Source organism: Pseudomonas sp. UC 17F4 (assembly GCF_900101695.1).
In the GTDB taxonomy this organism is placed as follows: Bacteria; Pseudomonadota; Gammaproteobacteria; order Pseudomonadales; family Pseudomonadaceae; genus Aquipseudomonas.
The window spans coordinates 4,447,373-4,469,827 of record NZ_FNKV01000001.1; the positions used below are offsets into that span (position 1 = coordinate 4,447,373).

The following is a 22,455-nucleotide window of genomic DNA, read 5'->3' on the forward strand; positions in this document are numbered from 1 at the left end:
TCAGTTTCCAGGCCAAGCCCCTGCCCCGCTTCCCAGCTGACCAGCGCTGCCTATCAGGCGTTGATGCTGCCAACTTAATTCCCCCTGAGCCTTGCGCACTGCGTGCGTGCAATGCCTATGACTAACGGAACGTATAAACAATGACGGATGCCCCTCGAACGCAAACCCGGAAGTTTGCCACGACCGCGAGCGTGCTGTTTTCCCTGCTGGTTCTAGTGATATCGCTGGCGTTGCTATATGGCGGCCTCAAACTGGTGATACTGGGAGGATCAACTTATTACTTGATCGCCGGCCTTGCCTACTTACTGCTGGCGGCACTGTTTTTCTGGCGCAAACGCAGTGGCATTACCCTTTCCGTGGTTATCGCCCTTGCAACCTGTGCCTGGGCATTTTACGAAGTGGGCCAGTTTAGTTACTGGCAACTGCTGCCGCGCCTGGTGGTTCCGGCGATTATCCTGACCCTGAGCCTGTGGGTCGGTGCTGCGTTCCCAGGTACCTCTGCGAACACTAGGCGCCTGGCCAACGGCAGCGGTTTTGTCGTGTTTGCGGCGCTGATCGCAACCTTCGTTGCTGCGTTCTATCCGCACGGCGCGATCTCCAACCCGGTCGCCAGCACCGGTGCGCCCGCGCCCAAAGCGCCCGCCTCCGCACCCGAAAACTGGGAGTTCTTTGGCCGCAGTGCATCCGGCACGCGCTTTGCGCCGTTCAGCCAGATCACCGCAGACAACGTCAAGGACCTGCAAGTGGCGTGGATCTACCGCACCGGCCGCAGGACCACCGGCAATGGCGCCGGTGTCGACGAAAACACCCCGCTGCAGATCGGCAACGTGCTGTATTCGTGCACCCCGGAAAACCTGATCACCGCCCTCGACGGCGACAGCGGCAAGCCGATCTGGAAATTCGACCCGCACGCCAGCAGTGCAGAGCACGTCACCTGCCGCGGCGTGGGCTATTACGACATCGACAAGGACGACAGCCTGAGCACTGAGGTCAAAGCCTCCTACAACGATCAGCAACAATGCCGTCAGCGCATTCTGGTGTCGTCTGTCGATGCGCGCTTGTTTGCCCTCGATGCGCACACCGGCAGCCTGTGCCCGAACTTTGGCGACAACGGCTTCGTCGACCTGAAAAAAGGCATGGGCCCGACCGAGAACAGCAAGCGCTATCACCCGACCTCCCTGCCGGTGGTCATGGGCCACCTCACTGTGGTCGGTGGCTGGGTCCGCGACATCGTCGGCAAAGAACCTTCCGGCGCGGTGCGGGCCTTTGACGTACTCACCGGTGCGCTGGTGTGGGCCTGGGATATCGGCGCGCCTGAGGATGCGGATACCACCGCCGCCGATCACGCCTTCACGCTGGAAACCCCCAACGTCTGGACCGTCCCGACTTTCGACAAGGACCTGAACCTGGTCTACCTGCCAACCGGCAACGGCCCGCCCGACTATTGGGGTGGCGACCGCAACCAAGCCAAGGAAAAGTATGGCTCGGCCGTGGTTGCCGTCGATGCCTCGACCGGCAAAGCGAAATGGGTTTACCAGACCGTTCACCACGACGTGTGGGACTATGACCTGCCATCGCAGCCGGTGCTGTACGACATCAAGAATGCCCAGGGCGAAAAAACCCCGGTGCTGATCCAGACCAGTAAAACCGGCAACATCTTCGTACTGGACCGCCGCACCGGCCAGCCGGTTACCGAAGTGCAGGAGCGCCCGGTGCCGACTGCACCGGCTGCAGAAGGCGAACACCTGGCGCCCACCCAACCGCACTCGGTGGGCATGCCGGTGATTGGTGCAGAGCCACTGACTGAAAAGTCCATGTGGGGCGTGAGCACCTTCGACCAGCTGTACTGCCGCATCATGTTCAAGGACTCCGTCTACGTCGGCCCCTTTACCCCGCCAACCGAAAAACCCTACATCGAATGGCCGGGCCTGTTGGGCGGCATGAACTGGGGTGGTATTTCCATCGACGAAAACACCGGCATGATGTTCGTCAACGACATGCGCGTGCCACTGCGCATGGCCCTGGTCACCAAGGAAAACACCAAGAAGTTCAAAGTCTCGACCGATGAAGTGCCTGGCTTCATGGGCACCATTCGCCCGCAAGTTGCCGGCATCTATGGCGGGGTGAAAATCGATATTCTGCAATCCCCCCTGGGCGTACCGTGCAACAGCCCGCCGTTTGGCAGCATGAGCGCCATCGACCTGAATACCCAGAAACTGGTCTGGCAAGTGCCGCTGGGCACTGTCCAGGACACCGGACCACTGGGAATCAAAACCCACCTGCCGATCCCGCTGGGCATGCCGACCCTTGGCGGCCCGACCTCAACGGCGTCCGGCCTGGTGTTCTTTGCCGGCACCCAGGATTACTACCTGCGCGCGCTCGACTCGGCCACCGGTAAAGAAGTGTGGAAAGCCCGCCTGCCGGTCGGGGCTGTAGCGGCGCCGTTGATCTACCAGTCGCCGGCCACCGGCCGGCAATATGTGGTGATCTCGGCGGGCGGCATGAGCCATTCGCCGGATGTGGGCGACTACATCATTGCTTATGCGTTGCCGGAGGGAACGGGGAAGCAATAAGTTGCTTAGCGCCACGTAAAAATAATCCCCGGTATTCGGGGATTGTTTTTTTGAGGGGTTCATTTGAGCGGCTGTTTGAACCGCCCCGCTGCAGATCACGCAAACTCCCAATCCCGCTCCAGATACTCAACCTCGGCAGGTAACAGCTCACGCAACAGCGCCAGGCACTGTTCGAACATCGCTATGTCGGGCAGGCGCAGTTCGAAGCCGATGGACAGGTTACTGATATGCGGGACCAGGATCCGGCGCTTGCGGTCGATGGTCAGGTAGCGATATTGCTCCCACCCGGGGCCATGTTCATGTTTCGCACAGGCTTCGGGCGAAGGCGGCACCATCTCGCGAGTGAACAGGATATAAGCGATAAACAGCGGCGTCAGCAACAGCCACCAGGTGCCGGTTGCGACCGCCAGCCAGAGCATCAGCAGCGCCTCGATTACCACAACCACGACGATGGTGATCCTGGCGGCGCGATCGGAGCGCACGTACTTGCTGATGGTTATGCCGTCGCGGGTGAGCTGGAATGAAAGGTGGGTTCTGACCGTTAATAACAGCAGCATCAGGACGTACATCACCGCGCATAGCCCGTAGACCCACTTGTCGGCGCCCAGCCAACTGAACATACCGGCCGCCCCGAGCACTGCGATGGTCATCGCCAGGATGCCATTGCGCAGGTCCCTGGGCGCAATCAGGCGCGCCTTGATCGACCAGTTCATCAATGTATCGGGCGGGTTTGCTGCAGGGCATTCAGCGGGGTCGGTCGGTTGTGGGTTTTGCACGGATATCCTTATCTTCGAATGCTGTCGCGGCTCACTCAAGCCCGTCGACGTCTCGAATAGAATTCGATCGCAACCAGTACGATGCCGGGTATTAACAAGCCCAGACCGGTGTAAGCAAATGCAGGTTGCCCGGATAACCCCACGGCAATGAAGCCCGAGCCCATGGCAATCAGTGGCGCGCCGGCCAGGATGAAAGGCTTTTTGCTTGGGTTGCTCATGTCAAACCTCCTTGTTTTATGGCTGCATGGCAGTCAGCCATGATGCACCATCTTAAACCAGATTGCCGTTATGCTGCGCAACAGGACAATCAACACTCACGTTGAAAAGACAGGTCGTCAATGAAGCACATCAAGCTGATTCGCCACGGCGAAAGCGCTGCCAACGCAGGCCAAGCCAGTCGCGATCATGCGAGCATTGCCCTTACTCAAAAGGGAATCGAACAAGCGCAGCGGGTGGCCCATTCGTTCACCCAGGCGCCGCAATTAATTGTTGCCTCGCCATTCTTCCGAGCCCAGGCAACCGCCAGGGCGACGGCCACCGCCTTCCCTGCCGTGCCGTTCGAAACCTGGGCTGTGCAAGAGTTCACCTACCTAGAACCTGCGCGCTGTGCCGACACGACAGTGGCCCAACGTCGCAACTGGGTTGAAGCGTACTGGGCCAGATCAGACCCGGCATTCAGGGATGGCGCCGGAGCGGAGTCGTTTTTGGACTTCGTGGCTCGGGCGAAGGCATTCCTGGAACAACTTGCCGCGCATCCTGCCCAGGATATTGCAGTGTTCTCCCATGGGCAGTTCATCAATGCTGTTGCCTGGTTACTTGAGTACACGCCGGAGACAATTGATGGCCAGGCAATGACGCAATGGCGGGCATATGAGATTGCCAACCACGTGCCCAATTGTTGTGGCTACGCGTTGTGCTGGAATTCGGACGATGCGAAGTTTCAGGCACAGGTCTGTGCATCGACCCAAACCAAGCTGCGGTGTTTCTATACCTGAACATTCCCCAAGCTACCCAGAAAAGGATTTCGCAAATGCCCTTCTTACCGAACGAACGCGCTGCATTGCTCGCCCTCAAGGGCGTCGGCCCAACTGTCATTACCCGGCTCGAACAGATGGGGATTGAATCGCTGGCAGAACTGGGCAATGCGGATGTCAGTGACATACTGGCTCAGGCCTCGGCGGCACTGGGCTCGACCTGCTGGAAGAACAGCCCGCAAGCGCGAGCAGCGATTACTGCTGCGGTTGAGCTTGCGAAAGGGGCTGCTGGTTTCAAGCCAGCCGGCTAGATTGGTTGGCCTGCGCGAGTGCAAACCCGCGCATCAAACATTGCGGAAAAGGCAAAGCATGGACCTGCAATTCAAGCGACTCAGTGAAATCAGCAGCGCCGACATCATCGAGCTCAACAACAACTCGCGGGTCTTGCGCCACATGCCATTGGGCCGCCCCGACTTTGACGAAGCCAAATGCGCAGCGTGGGTCGCCGAGAAAGAGTCGCAGTGGCAGGTTAATGGCTATGGCCCGTGGGCTTTCTTGGTGAATCAGAAGTTTGCCGGCTGGGGTGGTCTGCAGTTAACCGAGGGTGATGCGGACCTGGCGCTGGTTTTACATCCAGATTACTGGGGCCATGGCAGAGCGATTTTTGCTGAAATCCTTCGGCGAGCCTTTGAGGAGATTGGGCTGGAATCGGTTACCGTTTTGCTTGCGCCTAGCAGAACGCGGGTCAAGGGGATGCTTTGGTTAGGGTTTCAGCCGGATGGGGAAGTTTGTTTGGATGGCGTGCGCTTTGTTAGCTATCGGCTTCGGGCATCTGCTGGTGATTGAGGCTGGTGGCAGAAACGGCGGAGATTCTGATGGTACATTGTTATTGGCTCTGCGTACCGCCGCGCAGGGCTGCCAATTGCTACTGGATTTCATGCGCGATACTCAAATACGAGCGGAGCAACGATCATGGAATACGACGACAAACTGATTGAAGATGCCGTGCTTGCCCTGTTGGTAGCCTTTAGTTCCGACGATGGCAATGCCTGGAAAGGGTTCGATTTCGAGATCATGAATCGACTGCATGAGCAGGGCTTCATTAATGATCCGATAAACAAGAGTAAATCGATCTGGTTGACGGCGGAGGGGCTGGAGCGAGGTCGGCAGATAGCTGACCGGTTATTTGGGGTGAAAGCTCAAGCAGTGCATGCAACCAACGCTGATATCTGAGTGGATGCACGCGTGGATGAGTCGACACGCCCCCTGGCACAACGCCTGGTGCTCTGCGATCGAGCAAAAGGCTTCGCCCTCCACTACAGTTCGCTGTCGGCTTCTCGCAAATGCGAGCGCTTGAATACAACTACGGTAACTGCGGAGGGAATAGAGCCTCGCCGCTAATTCAACAGATCGCGCAGGTACTCCTGAAAACTGGCGGCAACTACATGAGCCTGCCCATCGAGCGGATCAATCTCGACTACCTGCCAGGCGTTGTCGGTATCGAAGCCTGCGCAGTAGCCCTGCATGTCATCACCGAACAACAGAATTCCCTCCAGCGCGGTGGCACTGTCAGCATCGTAAATTTCATTCGGCGCCAGCAGACCGTCATACAGAATGAACAGCGGCTGATCCGCACCTACTGCTCCGCTTCCGAATTCCTTCAGGAAGGCGCTGTAATCCTCGGGAAGAGACGGATAGCATTCGTTCAGGTGTGCAAGCATTGATGAGGCAACAGGCTGGAGTTTGCTTAGCATGCTCCCGTGCGGGGAATTGTTTTTTAAATCCTGGAACATCCACTCATCGCCTGGCAAAAATACGAATTCAGCCCATCCTAGCGAGTCTGGGGTGATGCTGCGAGGCAAATCGTTCCCTTCTAGCGATGATCGGCCAGTTGCCTTCAGTGGTAGCGTTAGGCGATTCACGCCGCTTTCAAGAAAAGACTTGGAACTGTTCAGCGATCGCTCCGCCCGGACGAGACAAGCGTTGAATGCTGGGTCAATTCAACTACCTCACAGGCGATAATCTTGCACAGGCCTTGCTGTTGATCAACGCAGTGTTTCAGCAGTGGCGCACACAGTATCCACAGCAGACATTGATCGCAGTAGCGTCGACCGACGAATCGGGCGCAGCCGTTAAGTTTTACTTATCAAGAACAGAACAATCGTGGCTGGCTGGTGACATCGAAGGCTTTATTCAGCCCGTTCTGGTGACAGACTCGAGGCAGTTGCCATTCCGGTAAACTCACATTCCAAGGTACCGCCAAAACCATCTGCCGGATGCCCGCCAGCGCCTTATCATTTTCCGTTCGTAGCGGGCATAAAGGCACCCACGAAGAAAACGCTCGCAGGTCCGATAAGCCAACTGACGGTGGTTCCTGGACTGACAATTGGCACAGCGATAGTGACTGTAATCAGAGCTATGCCCATCCATAGCCGCCTACGCGGTGTGAGCCACTCTCGAAGCTGCTGCAGCCTTTGGCGCATGACCGCTCTCCCGCCTAGAAGGAAGCGAAGCATATTACCCACTTCAACGAAGCGCGCCACCCCGGCTAGGTTGGTCTAAACGAAACGGACATGATTTCGGAGAAGGGGGCGCGCACACAGAAGGCAAAATAGTGAACGTCTTCGAAGCGATTCCAAGCCGAATTGGAAGCGATATTCCCAAGCGTGTTCCCGAGGCCCTATTTTTCGACCCTCGGAAACGCAAAAAGCCCTGACTAATCAGGGCTTTGAAGATGGCGGAAGCGTAGAGATTCGAACTCTAGGATAGTTGCCCATCGACGGTTTTCAAGACCGTTGCCTTAAACCACTCGGCCACGCTTCCTCGTATTGCGGGCGCCATAATACCGAAATGAAACAAGCTGTCAAACTCTCTATGTGGCTGCTTTGCGCGGCTCTGTTATGATCTTTGCATCTGAACGTTTCAAACCCACAGGAGTGTCGCCATGCGCGAACAGGATTACGCCGTCAATCACGGCCAGCAGGTCGAGCAGCAGGAGGTCAGCCGCGTCCTGCGTAACACATACGGGTTGCTGGCTATCACCCTCGCCTTCAGTGGCGTCATGGCCTATGTGGCGCAGCAGATGCGCGTCGGCTACCCGAACATTTTCGTGGTGCTGATCGGCTTCTATGGCCTGTTCTTCCTCACCAACAAGCTGCGTGATTCGGTCTGGGGCCTGGTCTCTACCTTCGCCCTCACCGGTTTCATGGGCTTTTTGCTCGGCCCTATCCTCAACCGTTACCTGGGCATGGCCGGTGGCGCCGAGGTGGTCAGCTCGGCATTTGCCATGACCGCCCTGGTGTTCGGTGGTCTGTCGGCCTATGTGCTGATCTCCCGCAAGGACATGAGCTTCCTCAGCGGCTTCATCACTGCAGGCTTCTTCGTGCTGCTGGGTGCCGTGGTTGCCAGCTTCTTCTTCCAGATCAGCGGCCTGCAACTGGCGATCAGCGCCGGTTTCGTGCTGTTCTCGTCGGTATGCATCCTGTTCCAGACCAGCGCGATCATCCACGGTGGCGAGCGTAACTACATCATGGCGACCATCAGCCTGTATGTATCGATCTACAACCTGTTCGTCAGCCTGCTGCAGCTGTTCGGCCTGATGGGTCGCGATGACTGATTGGTTGTTGGTGTGATGTTTTAAGAGAAAGCCCGCTTCGGCGGGCTTTTTTGTGGCCGGGGTTTGCCAAGGCTTTGCCTTGCATCGCTGGCAAAGCCAGCTCCCGCACTACCGTAAACGAGTGCGGCCCCGTAGAATGCGCTCCTTTTTTCTTCCGGGGCAGCACTCCCATGAGTTCAATCGAGCAAGGACCCGGCGCACCCGCGCAGGCCAATGAACTGGTCCTCGGCCTTGAAGACCGGCCGCGGCCGTTGATTGCGATGCTGGCGGCATTGCAGCATCTGCTGGCGATCATTGTGCCGATCGTCACCCCCGGCCTGCTGATCTGCCAGGCGCTGGGGGTTTCGGCCCGTGATACCAACCTAATTGTGTCGATGTCGCTGGTGATCTCGGGGATCGCTACCTTCGTGCAGTGCCGCCGCTTCGGGCCGTTCGGCGCCGGGCTGTTGATTGTGCAGGGCACCAGTTTCAACTTTGTCGGGCCGTTGATCGCCGGTGGCGCGTTGATGGTCAAGCAAGGCACGCCGGTTGAAGGTGTGATGGCGGCGATTTTTGGTGTGGTGATCGCCGGTTCGTTCGTGGAGATGGGCATTTCGCGCATTCTGCCGTTCGTCAAACGCCTGATCACTCCGCTGGTGACCGGGATCGTCGTGCTGATGATCGGCCTGACCCTGATCAAGGTCGGCCTGATCAGCATGGGTGGCGGCTTTGCGGCGATGAGCAACGGTACCTTTGCCAATGGCGAGAACCTGCTGCTGTCGGGCGTGGTGCTGGCGATCATCGTCATTCTCAACCGTATTCCGGTGGTGTGGATGCGCAGCTGCGCCATCGTTATCGCCCTGGCCGTGGGCTATGCCCTGGCCGGCTACCTGGGCCGCCTGAATTTCACCGGCATGCACGAAGCCGCGCTGTTCCAGGTGCCGGTACCGCTGCATTTCGGTCTGGGCTTCTCTTGGGCGCTGTTTATTCCGATGCTGGTGATTTACCTGGTTACATCGCTGGAAGCCATTGGTGATGTGACCGCGACCAGCAAGGTTTCGCGCCAGCCAGTGGAAGGCCCGCTGTGGATGCAGCGGATCAAGGGCGGGGTGCTGGTCAACGGCGCCAACTCGCTGCTGGCCGGGGTGTTCAATACCTTCCCGAGCTCGATCTTTGCCCAGAATAATGGCGTGATTCAGCTGACCGGCATTGCCAGCCGTCATATTGGTGTGTGGATTGCGGCGATGCTGGTGATTCTTGGCCTGTTCCCGAGCGTGGCCGGGGTGATCCAGGCGGTGCCGGAGCCGGTGCTCGGGGGGGCGGCGATGGTGATGTTCGGCGCGGTGGCGGCTTCGGGGATCAATATCCTTGCCAGCATCAGCCTGGATCGTCGCGCGTTGCTGATCATTGCCGTGTCGCTGGCGCTGGGCCTGGGCGTGGCACAGGTGCCGGAGTTCCTCGCGCACATGCCGTCGGCGCTGCGTAATGTGCTGGAGTCGGGGGTAGCCACCGGGGGGATTTGTGCCCTGGTGCTGAACTGGTTCTTGCCGGAGCATAAAGACAAGGCCTGAGATTGAGGTTGCCCCCATCGTGGGTCAAGCCCGCTCCAACAGGAGCGGGCTTTTTGCTTTATCATTCCCGCAGATTTGCTGAAAGAGCCTTCCATGAAGTTCGCCATTGCGGTTTTTTCTCCGGCCCATGCGCCCTCCTCGCGCCGCGCCCTGCGTTTTGCCCAGGCGGCGGTTGCTGGCGGGCATGAGATTGTCCGGTTGTTTTTCTATCAGGACGGTGTGCACAGCGCCTCGGGCAATGTCGTGGCGCCCCAGGATGAACTGGACCTTGCCGCCGAATGGCGCGCGTTCGTCAGCGCGCAGCAGCTCGATGCCGTGGTGTGTATCGCCGCCGCCCTGCGCCGTGGCGTGCTCAACGCCGAGGAAGCCCAGCGCTACCAGCGCCCGGCGGTCAACCTACCGGCGCCGTGGGAGTTGTCGGGGCTTGGCCAGTTGCATGAAGCGGCGCAAGGCGCCGATCGGCTGATGTGCTTTGGAGGCGATTGAAATGGCCAAGTCCTTGCTGATTATCAGCCGCCAGGCACCCTGGGCCGGGCCGTCCGCCCGCGAGGCGCTGGATATCGCCCTGGCCGGCGGTGCCTTCGATTTGCCGCTGGGCATGCTGTTTCTCGATGATGGCGTGTTCCAGCTCGCCTCCGGCCAGCAACCGGCCCAGCTGCAGCAGAAGAACCTGGCGGCCAACCTGCAGGCCCTGCCGATGTTTGGCGTCGAGGAACTGTTTGCCGCCGCTAGCTGCCTGCAAGAGCGCGGCCTTGCTGCCGACGCCCTGAGCCTGCCAGTGCAGGTGCTGGATGACGCCGCGCTTGCGGCGTTGATCGACCGTTTCGACCAGGTGGTGACCCTCTGATGAGCACCTTGCACGTGATTTCCCACTCGCCATTTGGCGATAACCGCCTGAGCAGCTGCCTGCGCCTGCTCGGCAGCGCCGACGGCCTGTTGCTGTGCGGTGATGCGGTGTATGCCCTGCAGCCCGGCAGCGAACCGCTGCGCAGCCTGCAGGCCAGCCACCTGGACGGGCGCCTGTTCGCCCTGGACGAAGACCTGCAGGCCCGCGCCATCGTCCTCAGTGAGCTGGGCAAGGCCATCGACTACCCGGCCTTCGTCGAGCTGTCGCTGCACTATGACAAGGTCAACAGCTGGCTATGAGTACCCTGACTGTCGGCGAGCGCAGCATCGCCCTGGATAAAGACGGCTACCTGCTCGAGCTGGGTGATTGGTCCGAGGAGGTCGCTAGCGCCCTCGCCGCCCATGAAGAGCTTGAGCTGACCGCCGAACACTGGGAGGTGCTGAACCTGTTGCGCGACTTCTACCGGGAGTTCGAGCTGTCGCCGGCCACCCGCCCGCTGATCAAGTACACCGCGCTCAAGCTGGGCGCGGACAAAGGCAACAGCCTGCACCTGAACCGCCTGTTCAAGGGCACCCCCGCCAAACTCGCCGCGAAACTTGCGGGCCTGCCGAAGCCGACCAATTGCATATGACCGAACACAGCCCGTTGATCACCGAAACCCCGGCCGAGCACCCGTTTGCCCAGTTCGTGCGCATTCTTGGCAAGGGCAAGCGCGGCGCCCGTGGCCTGAGCCGCGAGGAAGCCCGCGAAGCCATGGGCATGCTGCTCGATGGCAAGGTCGAGGAAACCCAGCTCGGCGCCTTCCTGATGCTGCTGCGCCACAAGGAAGAAAGCCCTGAGGAACTGGCCGGCTTCACCGAGGCCCTGCGCCAGCGTTTGCAGGCACCGCCGATTGAGGTTGATCTCGACTGGCCAAGTTACGCCGGCAAAAAACGCCACCTGCCCTGGTACCTGCTGGCTGCCAAGTGCCTGGCGGCCAATGGCGTGCGCATCCTCCTGCACGGCGGCGGCGCGCACACCGCCGGGCGGCTGTACACCGAGCAAGTGCTGGCGCTGCTGCAGATTCCGCTGTGCCGGGACTGGAATGCAGTGTCTGAAGCGCTGGAAAGCCACATGCTGGCGTTCATCCCGCTGCAAGACTGGGCCCCGCGCCTGCAACGGATGATCGACCTGCGCAACACCCTGGGCCTGCGTTCGCCGATTCACTCCCTGGCCCGGGTGCTCAACCCGTTGAACGCCCGCTGCGGCCTGCAGAGCATCTTCCACCCCGGCTACCAGGCGGTTCACCGCGAAGCCAGCCGCCTGCTCGGCGATACGGCAATCGTGGTCAAGGGCGATGGCGGTGAGATCGAGATCAACCCGGACACCAGCAGCCACCTGTATGGCACCGCCAATGGCATCGACTGGGATGAAGAATGGCCGGCCCTGGCCGCCCAGCGTCATGTCAAACCGGCGAGCCTGGAGCCCGAGCAGTTGCTGGCCGTGTGGCGCGGTGATGAGCAGAACAGCTACGGCGAACTGGCCGTGGTCGCAACCATGGCCCTGGCCTTGCGCGGCCTGGGTCATTGCCGCGAGGAAGCCTTCGCCCAGGCCCAACGCTATTGGGACCAACGCAACTGATCGACTGAGCCGATCAAACAGGCCCGGACTTTGCGCTATTCGTTCGAACCCAGCTCCGTACACTGGGTTCTATATCAGAACGAATCGCCAAGGAGCTCAGCATGGGCCTGTTGATCGACGGACGCTGGCACGACCAGTGGTATGAAAGCAGCAAAGACGGCGCCTTCCAGCGCGAAAGCGCGCAGCGGCGGAACGCCCTGCCCGGCGCCGAAGCCGGCCGTTATCACCTGTACGTGTCGCTGGCTTGCCCCTGGGCCCACCGCACCCTGATCTTTCGCAAGCTCAAGGGCCTTGAGAGCCTGATCGATGTGTCGGTGGTCAGTTGGCTGATGGCCGAGCATGGCTGGACTTTCGACCAGAACAAGGGCTCGACCGGTGACAAGCTTGAGCACCTGGACTTCCTGCACCAGCGCTACACCCGCGACGACCCACACTACAGCGGCCGGGTCACGGTGCCGGTGCTGTGGGACAAACACGAGCAGCGCATCGTCAACAACGAATCGGCAGAGATCATTCGCATCTTCAACTCGGCCTTCGACGAACTGACCGGCAATCGCCTGGACCTGTATCCCGAACCCTTGCGCGAGCAGATCGACGCACTCAACGAGCGGATTTACCCGGCGGTCAACAATGGCGTGTACCGGGCAGGCTTTGCCACGTCGCAGGCGGCCTACGAGCAGGCCTTTGACGAGGTGTTTGCCGAGCTGGATCATCTGGAGCGGCTGCTGGGCACCCAGCGCTATCTGGCCGGGGAATACCTGACCGAGGCCGACTGGCGGCTGTTCACCACGCTGATTCGCTTTGACGCGGTGTACCACGGACACTTCAAGTGCAACCTGCGGCGCATTGCCGATTACCCGAACCTGTCGAACTGGCTACGGGAGCTGTACCAGTGGCCGGGGATCGCCGAGACGGTGAATTTCGAGCATATCCAGAAGCATTACTACATGAGCCACAAGACCATCAATCCGAACGGGATTGTGCCCAAGGGGCCGTTGCAGGATTTTGAGCTGGGGCATGACCGGGAGCGGCTGGTGGGGCGAGGGATTTGGCGCAAGGCCGGGGAATAAGGGTGGATTCATCGCGGGGCAAGTCGAGGCGTCGCACCGCCGCTCCCACAAAACCTGTAGGAGCGGCGGTGCGGCGATCCGACTTGACCCGCGATGCGGCTACGGCTGGGCGCCTTCGAACCAGGCCAGTTTCTCGCGCAGCTGTACGACTTCGCCGACGATCACCAGGGTCGGTGCATGCACTTCATGCTCGGCCACAAGCTTGGGCAAGTCGGCCAGGGTGCCGGTGAACACCCGCTGGTTCGGCGTGGTGCCCTGCTGCACCAGGGCCGCCGGGGTATCGGCCGCACGCCCGTGACGAATCAACTCGGCACAGATGGTCGGCAGGCCCACCAGGCCCATGTAGAACACCAGGGTCTGCGCCGGTGCCACCAGGTCGTGCCAGGGCAGGTCGCTGGTACCGTCCTTGAGGTGACCGGTGACGAAACGCACCGACTGGGCATAGTCGCGGTGGGTCAGCGGGATGCCGGCATAGGCCGAGCAACCGCTGGCCGCGGTAATCCCCGGCACCACCTGGAACGGAATACCCTGGGCCGCCAGCTCCTCGATCTCTTCGCCGCCACGGCCGAAGATGAACGGATCGCCGCCCTTCAGACGCAGCACCCGCTTGCCCTGACGCGCCAGGTCGACCAGTTGCTGGTTGATCTGCGCTTGCGGCACGGCGTGGTCGGCGCGGCGCTTGCCGACGTAGATACGCTCGGCATCACGGCGGCACAGCTCGATGATCGCCGGGGCGACCAGGCGATCGTAGAGCACCACGTCGGCTTGCTGCATCAGGCGCAAGGCGCGGAAGGTCAGCAGGTCCGGGTCACCGGGGCCAGCGCCGACCAGGTACACCTCGCCCGGCGCCTGGTAAGTGGCACCGTCGATCTTGGCTTGCAGCAGGCGCTCGGCTTCAGCGCCCTGCCCGGCCAGTTGCCGCTCGGCGATCGGGCCCTGGAAGACATCTTCCCAGAAACCGCGACGCTGATTGACGTCCGGGTACAGCGCCTTGACCTTGTGCCGAAAGCGCGCGCCAAGGCCGGCCAGCTCGCCATAGGCGGCGGGAATCCAGGTTTCCAGCTTGGCCCGGATCAGCCGCGCCAGCACCGGCGCATCGCCGCCGCTGGACACCGCCACCACCAATGGCGAACGGTCGACAATAGCCGGGAAGATCACCGAACACAGCGCCGGTGCATCGACCACGTTGACTGGTACGCAGCGCTGCTGGGCATCGGCCGAGACCTGGGCGTTGAGCGCCTGGTCGTCGGTGGCGGCAATGATCAGCTGGCAACCGTCGAGGTCGCCAGGCTGGTAACCACGGCTGAGGATTTCACCACCGCTGTGCCGGGCAAGCTCGGCCAGTTGCGCTTCGATCTCGGGCGCCACGACCCGCAGTACAGCCCCGGCGTCGGCCAGCAGACGCGATTTGCGCAGGGCAATCTCGCCTGCGCCGACGATCAGCACACGGCTGCCGCGCAGTTTGTGGAACAGCGGCAGGAATTCCATTTAACCGATGACCTCCAGGCCACCCATGTACGGCTTGAGCACTTCTGGCACGCGGATCGAACCGTCGGCCTGCTGGTAGTTCTCGAGCACCGCCACCAGGGTCCGGCCAACTGCCAGGCCCGAACCGTTGAGGGTGTGCACCAGTTCCGGCTTGCCGGTTTCCGGGTTGCGCCAGCGCGCCTGCATGCGCCGGGCCTGGAAATCGCCACAGTTGGAGCACGAGGAGATTTCGCGGTACTTGTCCTGGCTTGGCACCCAGACTTCCAGGTCGTAGGTTTTCACCGCGCTGAAGCCCATGTCGCCAGTGCACAGCGCCAGAACCCGGTATGGCAGCTCCAGGGCCTGCAGCACGCGTTCGGCGTTGGCGGTCAGGCCTTCGAGGGCTTCCATGGATTTGCCCGGCTCGACGATCTGTACCATTTCGACCTTGTCGAACTGGTGCTGGCGGATCATACCGCGGGTGTCGCGGCCCGAAGCACCGGCTTCGCTACGGAAGCACGGGGTGTGGGCGACGAACTTGATCGGCAGTTGCTTGGCGTCGAGGATCTCGCCGGCCACGATGTTGGTCAGCGACACTTCGGCAGTCGGGATCAGGTAGAAGTCGGCTTCGCCGTCGCGGCTGATCTTGAACAGGTCTTCCTCGAACTTGGGCAACTGGCCGGTGCCTTGCAGCGCCGGGGCCTGGACCAGGTACGGGGTGTAGGCTTCTTCGTAGCCGTGCTCGCTGGTGTGCAGGTTGATCATGAACTGCGCCAGGGCGCGGTGCAGGCGCGCGATCGGGCCGCGCAGCAGGGCAAAACGGGCGCCCGACAGCTTGGCCGCGGTTTCGAAGTCCAGGCCGCCGGTCAGCTCGCCGAGCGCCACGTGGTCCTTGATCTCGAAGTCGAAGGCGCGCGGGGTGCCCCAACGACGCACTTCGACGTTGTGGTCTTCATCGGCGCCGACCGGCACGCTGTCATCCGGCAGGTTGGGAATACCCAGCAGGATGCCATCCAGTTCGGCCTGGATGCCGTCCAGCTCGACCTTGCCGCTGGCAAGTTCACCCGCCATGCGCTCGACGTCCGCCATCAGCGGGGCGATGTCTTCGCCCTTGGCCTTGGCCTGGCCGATGGATTTGGAACGGGCGTTACGCTCGGCTTGCAGTTGTTCGGTACGGGTCTGCACCACCTTGCGGCGTTCTTCCAGGGCCTCGATGCGCGCGACATCCAGGCTGAAGCCACGGGAGGCCAGGCGGTCCGCCACTTCCTGAAGTTGGCCGCGTAACAGTTTGGAATCGAGCATATCGTTCTCTCGTTGGTTCAGAATTTGGTCAAAGACAGGCCGGCCCAGGTAGCGAGCAGCCCGCCCAATACGCTGGCTCCGGCATACCCGAAGGCCAGCGGCGCCTGCCCGCTTTCGAGCAGGCGCACGGTGTCCAGTGAAAAGGATGAAAAGGTTGTCAGACCGCCGAGAAAGCCGACGATCAGGCCCGCGCGCAGCTCGACCGGCACCAGCGGGCGATGCACAAACAGCCCGTAGAGCAAGCCGATCAGCAGGCAGCCGAGCAGATTGACCGCCAGCGTACCGAGATAGAAGTGGCGTGGCCAGTGCGCGTTGACCCAATTGGCCGTGGCAAAGCGCAGCAAGGTACCGGCGATGCCGCCGGCGCTGACCGCGGCGATCAGCGCAATCATGGTTTTCTCCGCTGCCGCGGGCTGTTGCGGTCGAGCTCGGCCAGGTGCCTGAGCTTCTCGCCGATCTTCAGTTCCAGGCCGCGCGGCACCGGTTGGTAATAGTGGCGCGGCGCGAGGTTGTCGGGGAAGTAGTCCTCACCGGCAGCGTAGGCATCCGGCTCGTCGTGGGCGTAACGGTATTCATCGCCATAGCCCAGTTGCTTCATCAGTTTTGTGGGCGCGTTGCGCAGGTGCAGCGGCACTTCCAGCGAGCCGTGCTCGCCGGCTTCGCGCAGGGCGGTCTTGAAGCCCATGTACACTGCGTTGCTCTTCGGTGCGCAGGCAAGGTAGGTAATGGCCTGGGCCACCGCCAGCTCGCCTTCGGGGCTGCCCAGGCGCTCCTGCACGTCCCAGGCCGCCAGGCACAGGCTCAGGGCGCGGGGGTCGGCGTTGCCAATGTCTTCGCTGGCCATGCGCACCACGCGGCGGGCGATGTACAGCGGGTCGCAGCCGCCATCGAGCATGCGCGCGAACCAGTACAGGGCGCCGTCGGGGTTGGAGCCGCGCACTGATTTGTGCAGCGCCGAGATCTGGTCATAGAAGGCTTCGCCGCCCTTGTCGAAACGCCGGCGGCTGTCGCCGAGCAGGCTCTGCAGCAGCTCGACGCCGATTTCGCCGCCGTCTTCGGCCAGGTCCGAGGCGTTTTCAAGAAAGTTGAGCATGCGCCGGCCATCGCCATCGGCGGCGGCCATGAGCATCTGGAAGGCTTCGTCGCCGACCCGCAACTGGCGCTTGCCCAGGCCGCGCTCTTCAGTCAGGGCGCGGTTGACCAGCTTGCGCAGCGCCGCTTCATCGAGGCTTTTGAGCACATACACCCGCGCCCGCGACAGCAGCGCGTTGTTGAGCTCGAACGAGGGGTTCTCGGTGGTGGCGCCGATGAAGATCAGCGTGCCGTCTTCCACATAGGGCAGAAAGGCATCTTGCTGGGACTTGTTGAAGCGGTGCACTTCATCGACGAACAGAATCGTCCGGCGCCCGTACTGCCCCGCCTGCTGCTTGGCGATGTCCACCGCGTGGCGGATTTCCTTGACCCCGGCCAACACCGCCGAAACGGTCTCGAAGTGGGCGTCGCAGAACTGCGCCAGCAGCCGCGCCAGGGTGGTCTTGCCGACCCCGGGCGGGCCCCAGAAGATCATCGAGTGCAGCGCGCCCGCTTCCAGTGCCTCGCGCAGCGGCTTGCCGCGGGCCAGCAGGTGCTCCTGGCCAACGTACTCGTCCAGGTTGGCCGGGCGCAGGCGCGCGGCCAGGGGCTGGGCTACGGGGTCGCTACGAAACAGGTCCATGAACGGCGGCTTGACCTCTTACTCTTTGATCACATCAGCGCCCTTGGGCACGTCGAACTTGAACTTGCTGGCCGGGATCTGCTCGTTGGCCTTCACCCCGGTGAACAGGATGTTGGTGCGCTGGCCGACGCTGTCGATCAGTTGCATGTCATTGACCAGGCCACGACGGAACGACAGGCGCAGCGAGTCGAACAGGGTGTCCTTGGTTTTCGGCTTGAGTACGAAATCCATGACCTCGCCCTGCTCCTTGGAGGTGATGTCGAAGCTCTGACTGATCTTCGAGACGTCACCGGACAGCAGCAGTGCCGGGGTTTCGGTCAAACGCTGGTCAAGTTTCTTGATGGTAGCCTGTTCCAGGTCAGGGTCCCACAATGTGACGTTCTTGCCGTCCGAGACTACCACCTGCTCCTGTGGCGCGTCGGTGTGCCAGTAGAACAGGCCCGGGCGCTGCACGGCCATCTGCCCGGTGGTTTCCTGCAACTGGGTGCCGGTGCCATCGAGGGTCAGCTGGGAGAAATTGGCGCTAATGGTTTTGGACTTGTCCAGCAACTGGGTCAGGCGCGCCGCATCGGCCTCGGCGGCAATTGCCGAAGCGCTGGACAGGGCCATAGCGGAAACCAACAGCATGCGAATCAGGCGCATGGAAATCCTCGTTGCAGTATGAAGGGGCCGACGGCCGTCACTGGCCGCCAGCAGGTTGGATCATCAGTCGCGGGACGGCCCGGGGGCAATCACTTCGCGCGAACCGTTGGTGTTCATGGCGGTGACCACACCGGCCATCTCCATCGCCTCGATCATCCGCGCGGCGCGGTTGTAGCCGATCTTCAGCTTGCGCTGTACGGCGGAGATGGAGGCCCGGCGGCTTTCCAGCACGAACTGCACGGCTTCATCGTACAGCGCGTCGGTTTCGGCATCGTCGCCGTCACCACCGCCACTGCCGCCGTCGAAGCCGCTGCCGGCCTCTTCGACGCCGCTGAGGATGTCGTCGTTGTAGTCCGGGGCGCCTCGCAGCTTCCAGGCCTCGACCACGCGATGCACCTCGTCATCGGAGACGAAAGCGCCATGCACGCGAATCGGCAGGCTGGTGCCCGGCGGCATGTAGAGCATGTCACCGTGGCCCAGCAACTGCTCGGCGCCGCCCTGGTCGATGATGGTCCGCGAGTCGATCTTGCTCGATACCTGGAAGGCCATCCGCGTCGGGATGTTGGCCTTGATCAGGCCGGTAATCACGTCCACCGATGGCCGCTGGGTGGCGAGAATCAGGTGGATACCGGCGGCACGGGCCTTCTGGGCGATACGCGCGATCAGCTCTTCAACCTTCTTGCCGACGATCATCATCATGTCGGCAAACTCGTCGACCACTACAACGATGGTCGGCAGGGTTTTCAGCAGCGGCGGCACGTCGTCCATGCTTTCGCGCTTGAACATCGGGTCGTAGATCGGCTCGCCGGCCTCTTCGGCATCCTTGACCTTGCGGTTGAAGCCGGCCAGGTTACGCACGCCCATGGCCGCCATCAGCTTGTAGCGCCGTTCCATCTCGGCGACGCTCCAGCGCAGGGCGTTGGCGGCGTCCTTCATGTCGGTGACCACCGGGCAGAGCAGGTGCGGAATGCCTTCGTAGATCGACAGCTCGAGCATTTTCGGGTCGATCATGATCAGTTTGGCGTCTTCCGGGCCCGACTTGAACAGGATCGACAGGATCATGGCGTTGACGCCCACCGACTTACCGGAACCGGTGGTACCGGCCACCAGCAGGTGCGGCATCTTCGCAAGGTCGGTGATCACCGGCTTGCCGCCGATGTCGTGGCCCAGGGCCATGGTCACCGGCGACTTGGCTTCGTCGTATTGCGGCGACGACAGCACTTCGGAGAAGCGTACGATCTGCCGGTCTTCGTTGGGAATCTCGATACCGACGGTGGTCTTGCCAGGGATCACTTCAACCACGCGCACACTGGTCACGGCCAGGGAACGGGCCAGGTCCTTGGCCAGGTTGGCGATGCGGCTGACCTTGACGCCAGCGGCCGGCTGGATTTCGTACCGGGTAATCACCGGGCCTGGGTGGATCGAGTCTACCGAGACTTCGACGCCGAATTCCTTGAGCTTGATTTCCAGCAGGTGGCCAACCCCGGCCAGGGACTCTGGCGAGTAGTTGACCTGCTTCTTCTCGGCAGGATCGAGGATCGAGATCGGCGGCAAGGTGCCTTCGATGGCGCTGTCGACGAACAGCGGCGCCTGTTTTTCTTTCTGCACGCGCTTGCTCGGCTCCGGCGCCTTGGCCGGGGCCGGCATGATCACCGGCGCCGGTTGCTGCACGCGCTCGGCAACATGCTTGCTCAGGGCCTGGTCGCGCTCGATGATGCGCTCCTTGGCCTTGGCCTGCTCGCGGCGGTCAGGGGCTACCGGGGCGACCACATCATGAACCTGGTCGTCGACCTCACGCAGCTGCGCCACCAGGCGCTTGCGCTCGTTGCGCGCCTCCCACCAGCGGTTGGCGGCGCCCTGGAACAGCTCGAACAGGTCGAGGGTGATCTTGCCGGTGATGTCCATGACCTTGAACCACGACAGGTCGGTGAACACGGTCAGGCCGAACAGGAACAAGGCGATGAACATCAGCGTGCTGCCCTGCACGTTCAGGGCGTTCTTGGCCAGGTCGCCAAGGCTTTCGCCCAGCGCGCCACCGGCCGATGCCGGCAGGCTGGCGGCGGAATGGAAATGGATATGCGCCAGCGCCGCACCCGAAAGCACCAGGAACACCAGGCCGATCAGGCGCCAGGAGAACAGCCAGCCGCTCCACTGCCATGGCTGGTGGCGTTCGCGGAAGATCTGCCAGGTCTTGATCGCCAGCAGCAAGGGGAAGATGTAGGCGAAATAGCCCAGGACCATGAACAGGATGTCGGCGAAGTAGGCACCGGCACGGCCGGCGGCGTTCTGCACCTGCTCGACGTTGCTGGTGTGGCTGAAGCCCGGGTCGGCCTGGTCGTAGGTCAGCAAGGCCATCCACAGGTACAGGCACAGCGCGCCCACGGCGATCAGCGCACCTTCCTTGAGCCGATAGTGCAGCTGCTGGCGCCAGAGCGGCACGGGCAAGGGACTGGGTGTTGCGGTGGATTTCTTCAAAACGCGTCTATTCCTGCGCTCATTGCGCGTCCAACAGTGATTGACCCAACAGAACAGTCAACAAACCACTACTTTTAACATTACTGCCCGCCTACCGCCATGGCGGCACGCCAGAACACGCGTAAACGGGGGCCAATTTCCTATACAGCAATTTGAGCACGCATTTTCTTTTGTGACAAAGGCTTATGCGGTGTTTTTGTGCAAGTGTGACAACAAACGTCCAAGCAAGTTGCCAGACGGCATCACCGCTGCAGGAGCAGGCTTGTCCCGGGAGGCTTTTTCAGGCCATGCTAGGCGCCCTCCCCTCCTCCATCATTGGACCACGATGCTGACCTGGCTGAGCCGCGACACCCTGACCTTCCCGCCGCTGGACAAAGCCCTGCGCGACCCTAACGGCCTGCTCGCCGCCGGCGGCGACCTCAGCGCCGAGCGCCTGGTGCAGGCCTATCGCCATGGTTGCTTCCCCTGGTACCAGGACGGCCAGCCGATCCTCTGGTGGTCGCCCGACCCGCGTACCGTGCTGTTCCCCGACGAATTGCACGTGTCGCGCTCGCTGCGCAAGTTCATCCGCCAGGGCCACTACCAGGTCAGCTTCGACCAGGACTTTGCCGCGGTAATCGACGCCTGCGCCGCACCGCGCGCCTACGCCGACGGCACCTGGATCACCGACAGCATGCAGGCGGCCTACCTGCAGTTGCACCGGCAGGGCTTTGCCCATTCGGTCGAGGTGCGCCGCGATGGCGAGCTGGTGGGCGGCCTGTACGGCCTGGCCATGGGCCGGCTGTTTTTCGGCGAATCGATGTTCAGCCGCGCCGACAACGCCTCCAAAGTCGGCTTCGTGGCGCTGGTCGAGCACCTGCAACAGGCAGGATTCGTCCTGATTGACTGTCAGATGCCTACCGACCACCTGCACAGCCTCGGCGCCCGCGCCATCGCCCGGGCCACGTTTGCCGACTACCTGCAGCGCTATCTCGACCAGCCCAACAGCGCCAGCTGGGTTTGCTAGGCGAGTTTTTCCAGCTGGCTTACACTTAAAACAAAAGCACCTCCCGAGGGGTTGATCATGACAGAGCTGGCGCGGTTGAAGTTTTATGCCACTCAACCCCATTCCTGCAGCTACCTGCCAGACGAGCAAGCCACCACGCTGTTCCTCGACCCGAGCCAGCCGATGGATGTCAACGTCTACGCAGACCTGTCGGAAATGGGCTTCCGGCGCAGCGGCGACCACCTGTATCGCCCGCACTGCCAGAACTGCAACGCCTGCGTGCCGGCGCGGATCCCGGCTGCGCGCTTTTTGCCCAACCGCCAGCAAAAACGCATCCTCAAGCGCAACGCCGACATCACCGTGACGCCCGCCCGTCCGGCGTTCAAGGAGGAATACTTCGAGCTGTACCGGCGCTACATCGAGCAGCGCCACGCCGATGGCGACATGTACCCGCCAAGCCGCGACCAGTTTTCCACCTTCCTGGTCCGCGATCTGCCGTTTTCACGCTTTTACGAGTTTCGCCTGGACGGCCGCCTGCTGGCCGTGGCGGTCACCGACCTGCTGCCCAACGGCCTGTCGGCGGTGTACACCTTCTACGAGCCGGACGAAGAGCGGCGCAGCCTGGGGCGCTTTGCCATCCTCTGGCAGATCACCGAAGCCCTGCGCCTGGGCCTGGACGCGGTCTACCTCGGTTACTGGATCAAGAACTGCAAAAAGATGAACTACAAGACCCAGTACCGCCCCATCGAGCTGCTGATCAATCAACGTTGGGTGACGTTGAACTGAAATCATTGGCTTGAAGGCCATTTTTCGGGCACAATGCACGCCACTTTTTTTGCCTGGC

The 22,455-nt window shown here is 61.8% G+C and carries 25 protein-coding genes and 1 tRNA gene; 16 read left to right on the forward strand and 10 right to left on the reverse strand.

Features of this window, described 5'->3' with window-relative positions; translation table 11 throughout:
- Nucleotides 1–140 precede the first annotated feature (140 nt).
- The gene (locus tag BLR26_RS20210) at nt 141–2,573 is read left to right on the forward strand and encodes a membrane-bound PQQ-dependent dehydrogenase, glucose/quinate/shikimate family (protein WP_093384841.1); all 2,433 of its coding nucleotides are present in this window, start codon (nt 141–143) and stop codon (nt 2,571–2,573) included.
- Between the two features lie 95 nt (nt 2,574–2,668).
- Here BLR26_RS20210 and BLR26_RS20215 read toward each other — a convergent pair whose 3' ends face one another.
- Both BLR26_RS20215 and BLR26_RS20220 read right to left on the reverse strand, forming a co-directional pair.
- On the reverse strand, nt 2,669–3,349 hold the full coding sequence (locus tag BLR26_RS20215; RefSeq protein WP_143013298.1) for a hypothetical protein: 681 nt from the start codon (nt 3,347–3,349) through the stop codon (nt 2,669–2,671).
- A 35-nt stretch (nt 3,350–3,384) separates the two neighbouring features.
- A complete protein-coding gene (locus tag BLR26_RS20220) occupies nt 3,385–3,567 on the reverse strand; it encodes a hypothetical protein (protein ID WP_045201655.1) in 183 nt (60 codons plus the stop codon).
- A 120-nt stretch (nt 3,568–3,687) separates the two neighbouring features.
- Here BLR26_RS20220 and BLR26_RS20225 point away from each other — a divergent pair, with 120 nt between their 5' ends.
- The 4 genes from BLR26_RS20225 (at nt 3,688) to BLR26_RS20240 (ending at nt 5,556) form a co-directional block, all read left to right on the forward strand.
- Nucleotides 3,688–4,344: a histidine phosphatase family protein gene (locus BLR26_RS20225; protein ID WP_093384849.1), complete on the forward strand. Its 657-nt coding sequence runs from the start codon at nt 3,688–3,690 to the stop codon at nt 4,342–4,344.
- 35 nt (nt 4,345–4,379) lie between these two features.
- Nucleotides 4,380–4,634 carry a Pathogenicity locus gene (locus tag BLR26_RS20230; RefSeq protein ID WP_093384853.1) on the forward strand — a complete coding sequence of 85 codons (255 nt, stop codon included), beginning with the start codon at nt 4,380–4,382 and terminating at the stop codon, nt 4,632–4,634.
- Between the two features lie 58 nt (nt 4,635–4,692).
- Nucleotides 4,693–5,169 (forward strand): GNAT family N-acetyltransferase, encoded by a 477-nt coding sequence (locus tag BLR26_RS20235; protein ID WP_093384857.1) that lies wholly within the window; start codon nt 4,693–4,695, stop codon nt 5,167–5,169.
- 126 nt (nt 5,170–5,295) lie between these two features.
- Complete coding sequence (locus BLR26_RS20240) at nt 5,296–5,556, forward strand: DUF6429 family protein (RefSeq protein WP_093384861.1); 261 nt, start codon at nt 5,296–5,298, stop codon at nt 5,554–5,556.
- Between the two features lie 164 nt (nt 5,557–5,720).
- Here BLR26_RS20240 and BLR26_RS20245 read toward each other — a convergent pair whose 3' ends face one another.
- On the reverse strand, nt 5,721–6,116 hold the full coding sequence (locus tag BLR26_RS20245) for an SMI1/KNR4 family protein (protein WP_093384867.1): 396 nt from the start codon (nt 6,114–6,116) through the stop codon (nt 5,721–5,723).
- 194 nt (nt 6,117–6,310) lie between these two features.
- On the opposite strand from BLR26_RS20245, the gene BLR26_RS20250 reads away from it, so the two are divergent.
- Entirely contained in the window at nt 6,311–6,562 is a 252-nt protein-coding gene (locus BLR26_RS20250; RefSeq protein WP_093384870.1) for a hypothetical protein, read from the forward strand.
- Between the two features lie 496 nt (nt 6,563–7,058).
- On the opposite strand, the gene BLR26_RS20255 is transcribed toward BLR26_RS20250, so the two are convergent.
- Nucleotides 7,059–7,146 (reverse strand) — tRNA-Ser (locus tag BLR26_RS20255).
- 121 nt (nt 7,147–7,267) lie between these two features.
- On the opposite strand from BLR26_RS20255, the gene BLR26_RS20260 reads away from it, so the two are divergent.
- The 8 genes from BLR26_RS20260 (at nt 7,268) to BLR26_RS20295 (ending at nt 13,026) form a co-directional block, all read left to right on the forward strand.
- The gene (locus tag BLR26_RS20260; RefSeq protein WP_045201416.1) at nt 7,268–7,939 is read left to right on the forward strand and encodes a Bax inhibitor-1/YccA family protein; all 672 of its coding nucleotides are present in this window, start codon (nt 7,268–7,270) and stop codon (nt 7,937–7,939) included.
- A 170-nt stretch (nt 7,940–8,109) separates the two neighbouring features.
- Nucleotides 8,110–9,489, forward strand: a complete 1,380-nt coding sequence (locus BLR26_RS20265; protein ID WP_045201415.1) for a nucleobase:cation symporter-2 family protein — start codon at nt 8,110–8,112, stop codon at nt 9,487–9,489.
- 93 nt (nt 9,490–9,582) lie between these two features.
- Nucleotides 9,583–9,975 (forward strand): sulfurtransferase complex subunit TusD, encoded by a 393-nt coding sequence (gene tusD, locus BLR26_RS20270; RefSeq protein WP_045201414.1) that lies wholly within the window; start codon nt 9,583–9,585, stop codon nt 9,973–9,975.
- Nucleotide 9,976: 1 nt separating this feature from the next.
- Nucleotides 9,977–10,336 carry a sulfurtransferase complex subunit TusC gene (gene tusC / locus BLR26_RS20275; protein ID WP_093384873.1) on the forward strand — a complete coding sequence of 120 codons (360 nt, stop codon included), beginning with the start codon at nt 9,977–9,979 and terminating at the stop codon, nt 10,334–10,336.
- Complete coding sequence (tusB, locus tag BLR26_RS20280) at nt 10,336–10,635, forward strand: sulfurtransferase complex subunit TusB (RefSeq protein WP_093384876.1); 300 nt, start codon at nt 10,336–10,338, stop codon at nt 10,633–10,635. Before tusC ends, tusB begins: the two co-directional genes overlap by 1 nt.
- A complete protein-coding gene (locus BLR26_RS20285) occupies nt 10,632–10,967 on the forward strand; it encodes a TusE/DsrC/DsvC family sulfur relay protein (protein ID WP_093384880.1) in 336 nt (111 codons plus the stop codon). The genes tusB and BLR26_RS20285 overlap by 4 nt, the downstream gene beginning before the upstream one ends.
- Nucleotides 10,968–10,981: 14 nt before the next feature.
- The gene (locus BLR26_RS20290; RefSeq protein WP_176794334.1) at nt 10,982–11,956 is read left to right on the forward strand and encodes a glycosyl transferase family protein; all 975 of its coding nucleotides are present in this window, start codon (nt 10,982–10,984) and stop codon (nt 11,954–11,956) included.
- A gap of 101 nt (nt 11,957–12,057) precedes the next feature.
- Nucleotides 12,058–13,026 (forward strand): glutathione S-transferase family protein, encoded by a 969-nt coding sequence (locus tag BLR26_RS20295; RefSeq protein WP_093384887.1) that lies wholly within the window; start codon nt 12,058–12,060, stop codon nt 13,024–13,026.
- Between the two features lie 99 nt (nt 13,027–13,125).
- On the opposite strand, the gene cysG is transcribed toward BLR26_RS20295, so the two are convergent.
- The 6 genes from cysG to ftsK all read right to left on the reverse strand — a co-directional run bounded on the left by cysG (nt 13,126) and on the right by ftsK (nt 20,626).
- The gene (gene cysG, locus BLR26_RS20300) at nt 13,126–14,514 is read right to left on the reverse strand and encodes a siroheme synthase CysG (RefSeq protein WP_093384891.1); all 1,389 of its coding nucleotides are present in this window, start codon (nt 14,512–14,514) and stop codon (nt 13,126–13,128) included.
- Complete coding sequence (gene serS, locus BLR26_RS20305) at nt 14,515–15,795, reverse strand: serine--tRNA ligase (protein ID WP_045201407.1); 1,281 nt, start codon at nt 15,793–15,795, stop codon at nt 14,515–14,517.
- Nucleotides 15,796–15,812: 17 nt separating this feature from the next.
- Nucleotides 15,813–16,187, reverse strand: a complete 375-nt coding sequence (gene crcB, locus BLR26_RS20310) for a fluoride efflux transporter CrcB (RefSeq protein ID WP_093384894.1) — start codon at nt 16,185–16,187, stop codon at nt 15,813–15,815.
- Entirely contained in the window at nt 16,184–17,509 is a 1,326-nt protein-coding gene (locus BLR26_RS20315; protein ID WP_045201405.1) for a replication-associated recombination protein A, read from the reverse strand. Before BLR26_RS20315 ends, crcB begins: the two co-directional genes overlap by 4 nt.
- Nucleotides 17,510–17,527: 18 nt before the next feature.
- Nucleotides 17,528–18,151 carry an outer membrane lipoprotein periplasmic chaperone LolA gene (gene lolA / locus BLR26_RS20320; protein ID WP_045201404.1) on the reverse strand — a complete coding sequence of 208 codons (624 nt, stop codon included), beginning with the start codon at nt 18,149–18,151 and terminating at the stop codon, nt 17,528–17,530.
- 63 nt (nt 18,152–18,214) lie between these two features.
- Nucleotides 18,215–20,626, reverse strand: coding sequence for a DNA translocase FtsK (ftsK, locus tag BLR26_RS20325; protein WP_045201403.1), 2,412 nt, complete (start codon nt 20,624–20,626; stop codon nt 18,215–18,217).
- Between the two features lie 325 nt (nt 20,627–20,951).
- Here ftsK and aat point away from each other — a divergent pair, with 325 nt between their 5' ends.
- Both aat and BLR26_RS20335 read left to right on the forward strand, forming a co-directional pair.
- Nucleotides 20,952–21,632, forward strand: coding sequence for a leucyl/phenylalanyl-tRNA--protein transferase (aat, locus tag BLR26_RS20330; RefSeq protein WP_093384897.1), 681 nt, complete (start codon nt 20,952–20,954; stop codon nt 21,630–21,632).
- Nucleotides 21,633–21,689: 57 nt separating this feature from the next.
- Nucleotides 21,690–22,397 (forward strand): arginyltransferase, encoded by a 708-nt coding sequence (locus tag BLR26_RS20335; protein WP_045201401.1) that lies wholly within the window; start codon nt 21,690–21,692, stop codon nt 22,395–22,397.
- Nucleotides 22,398–22,455: the final 58 nt, after the last annotated feature.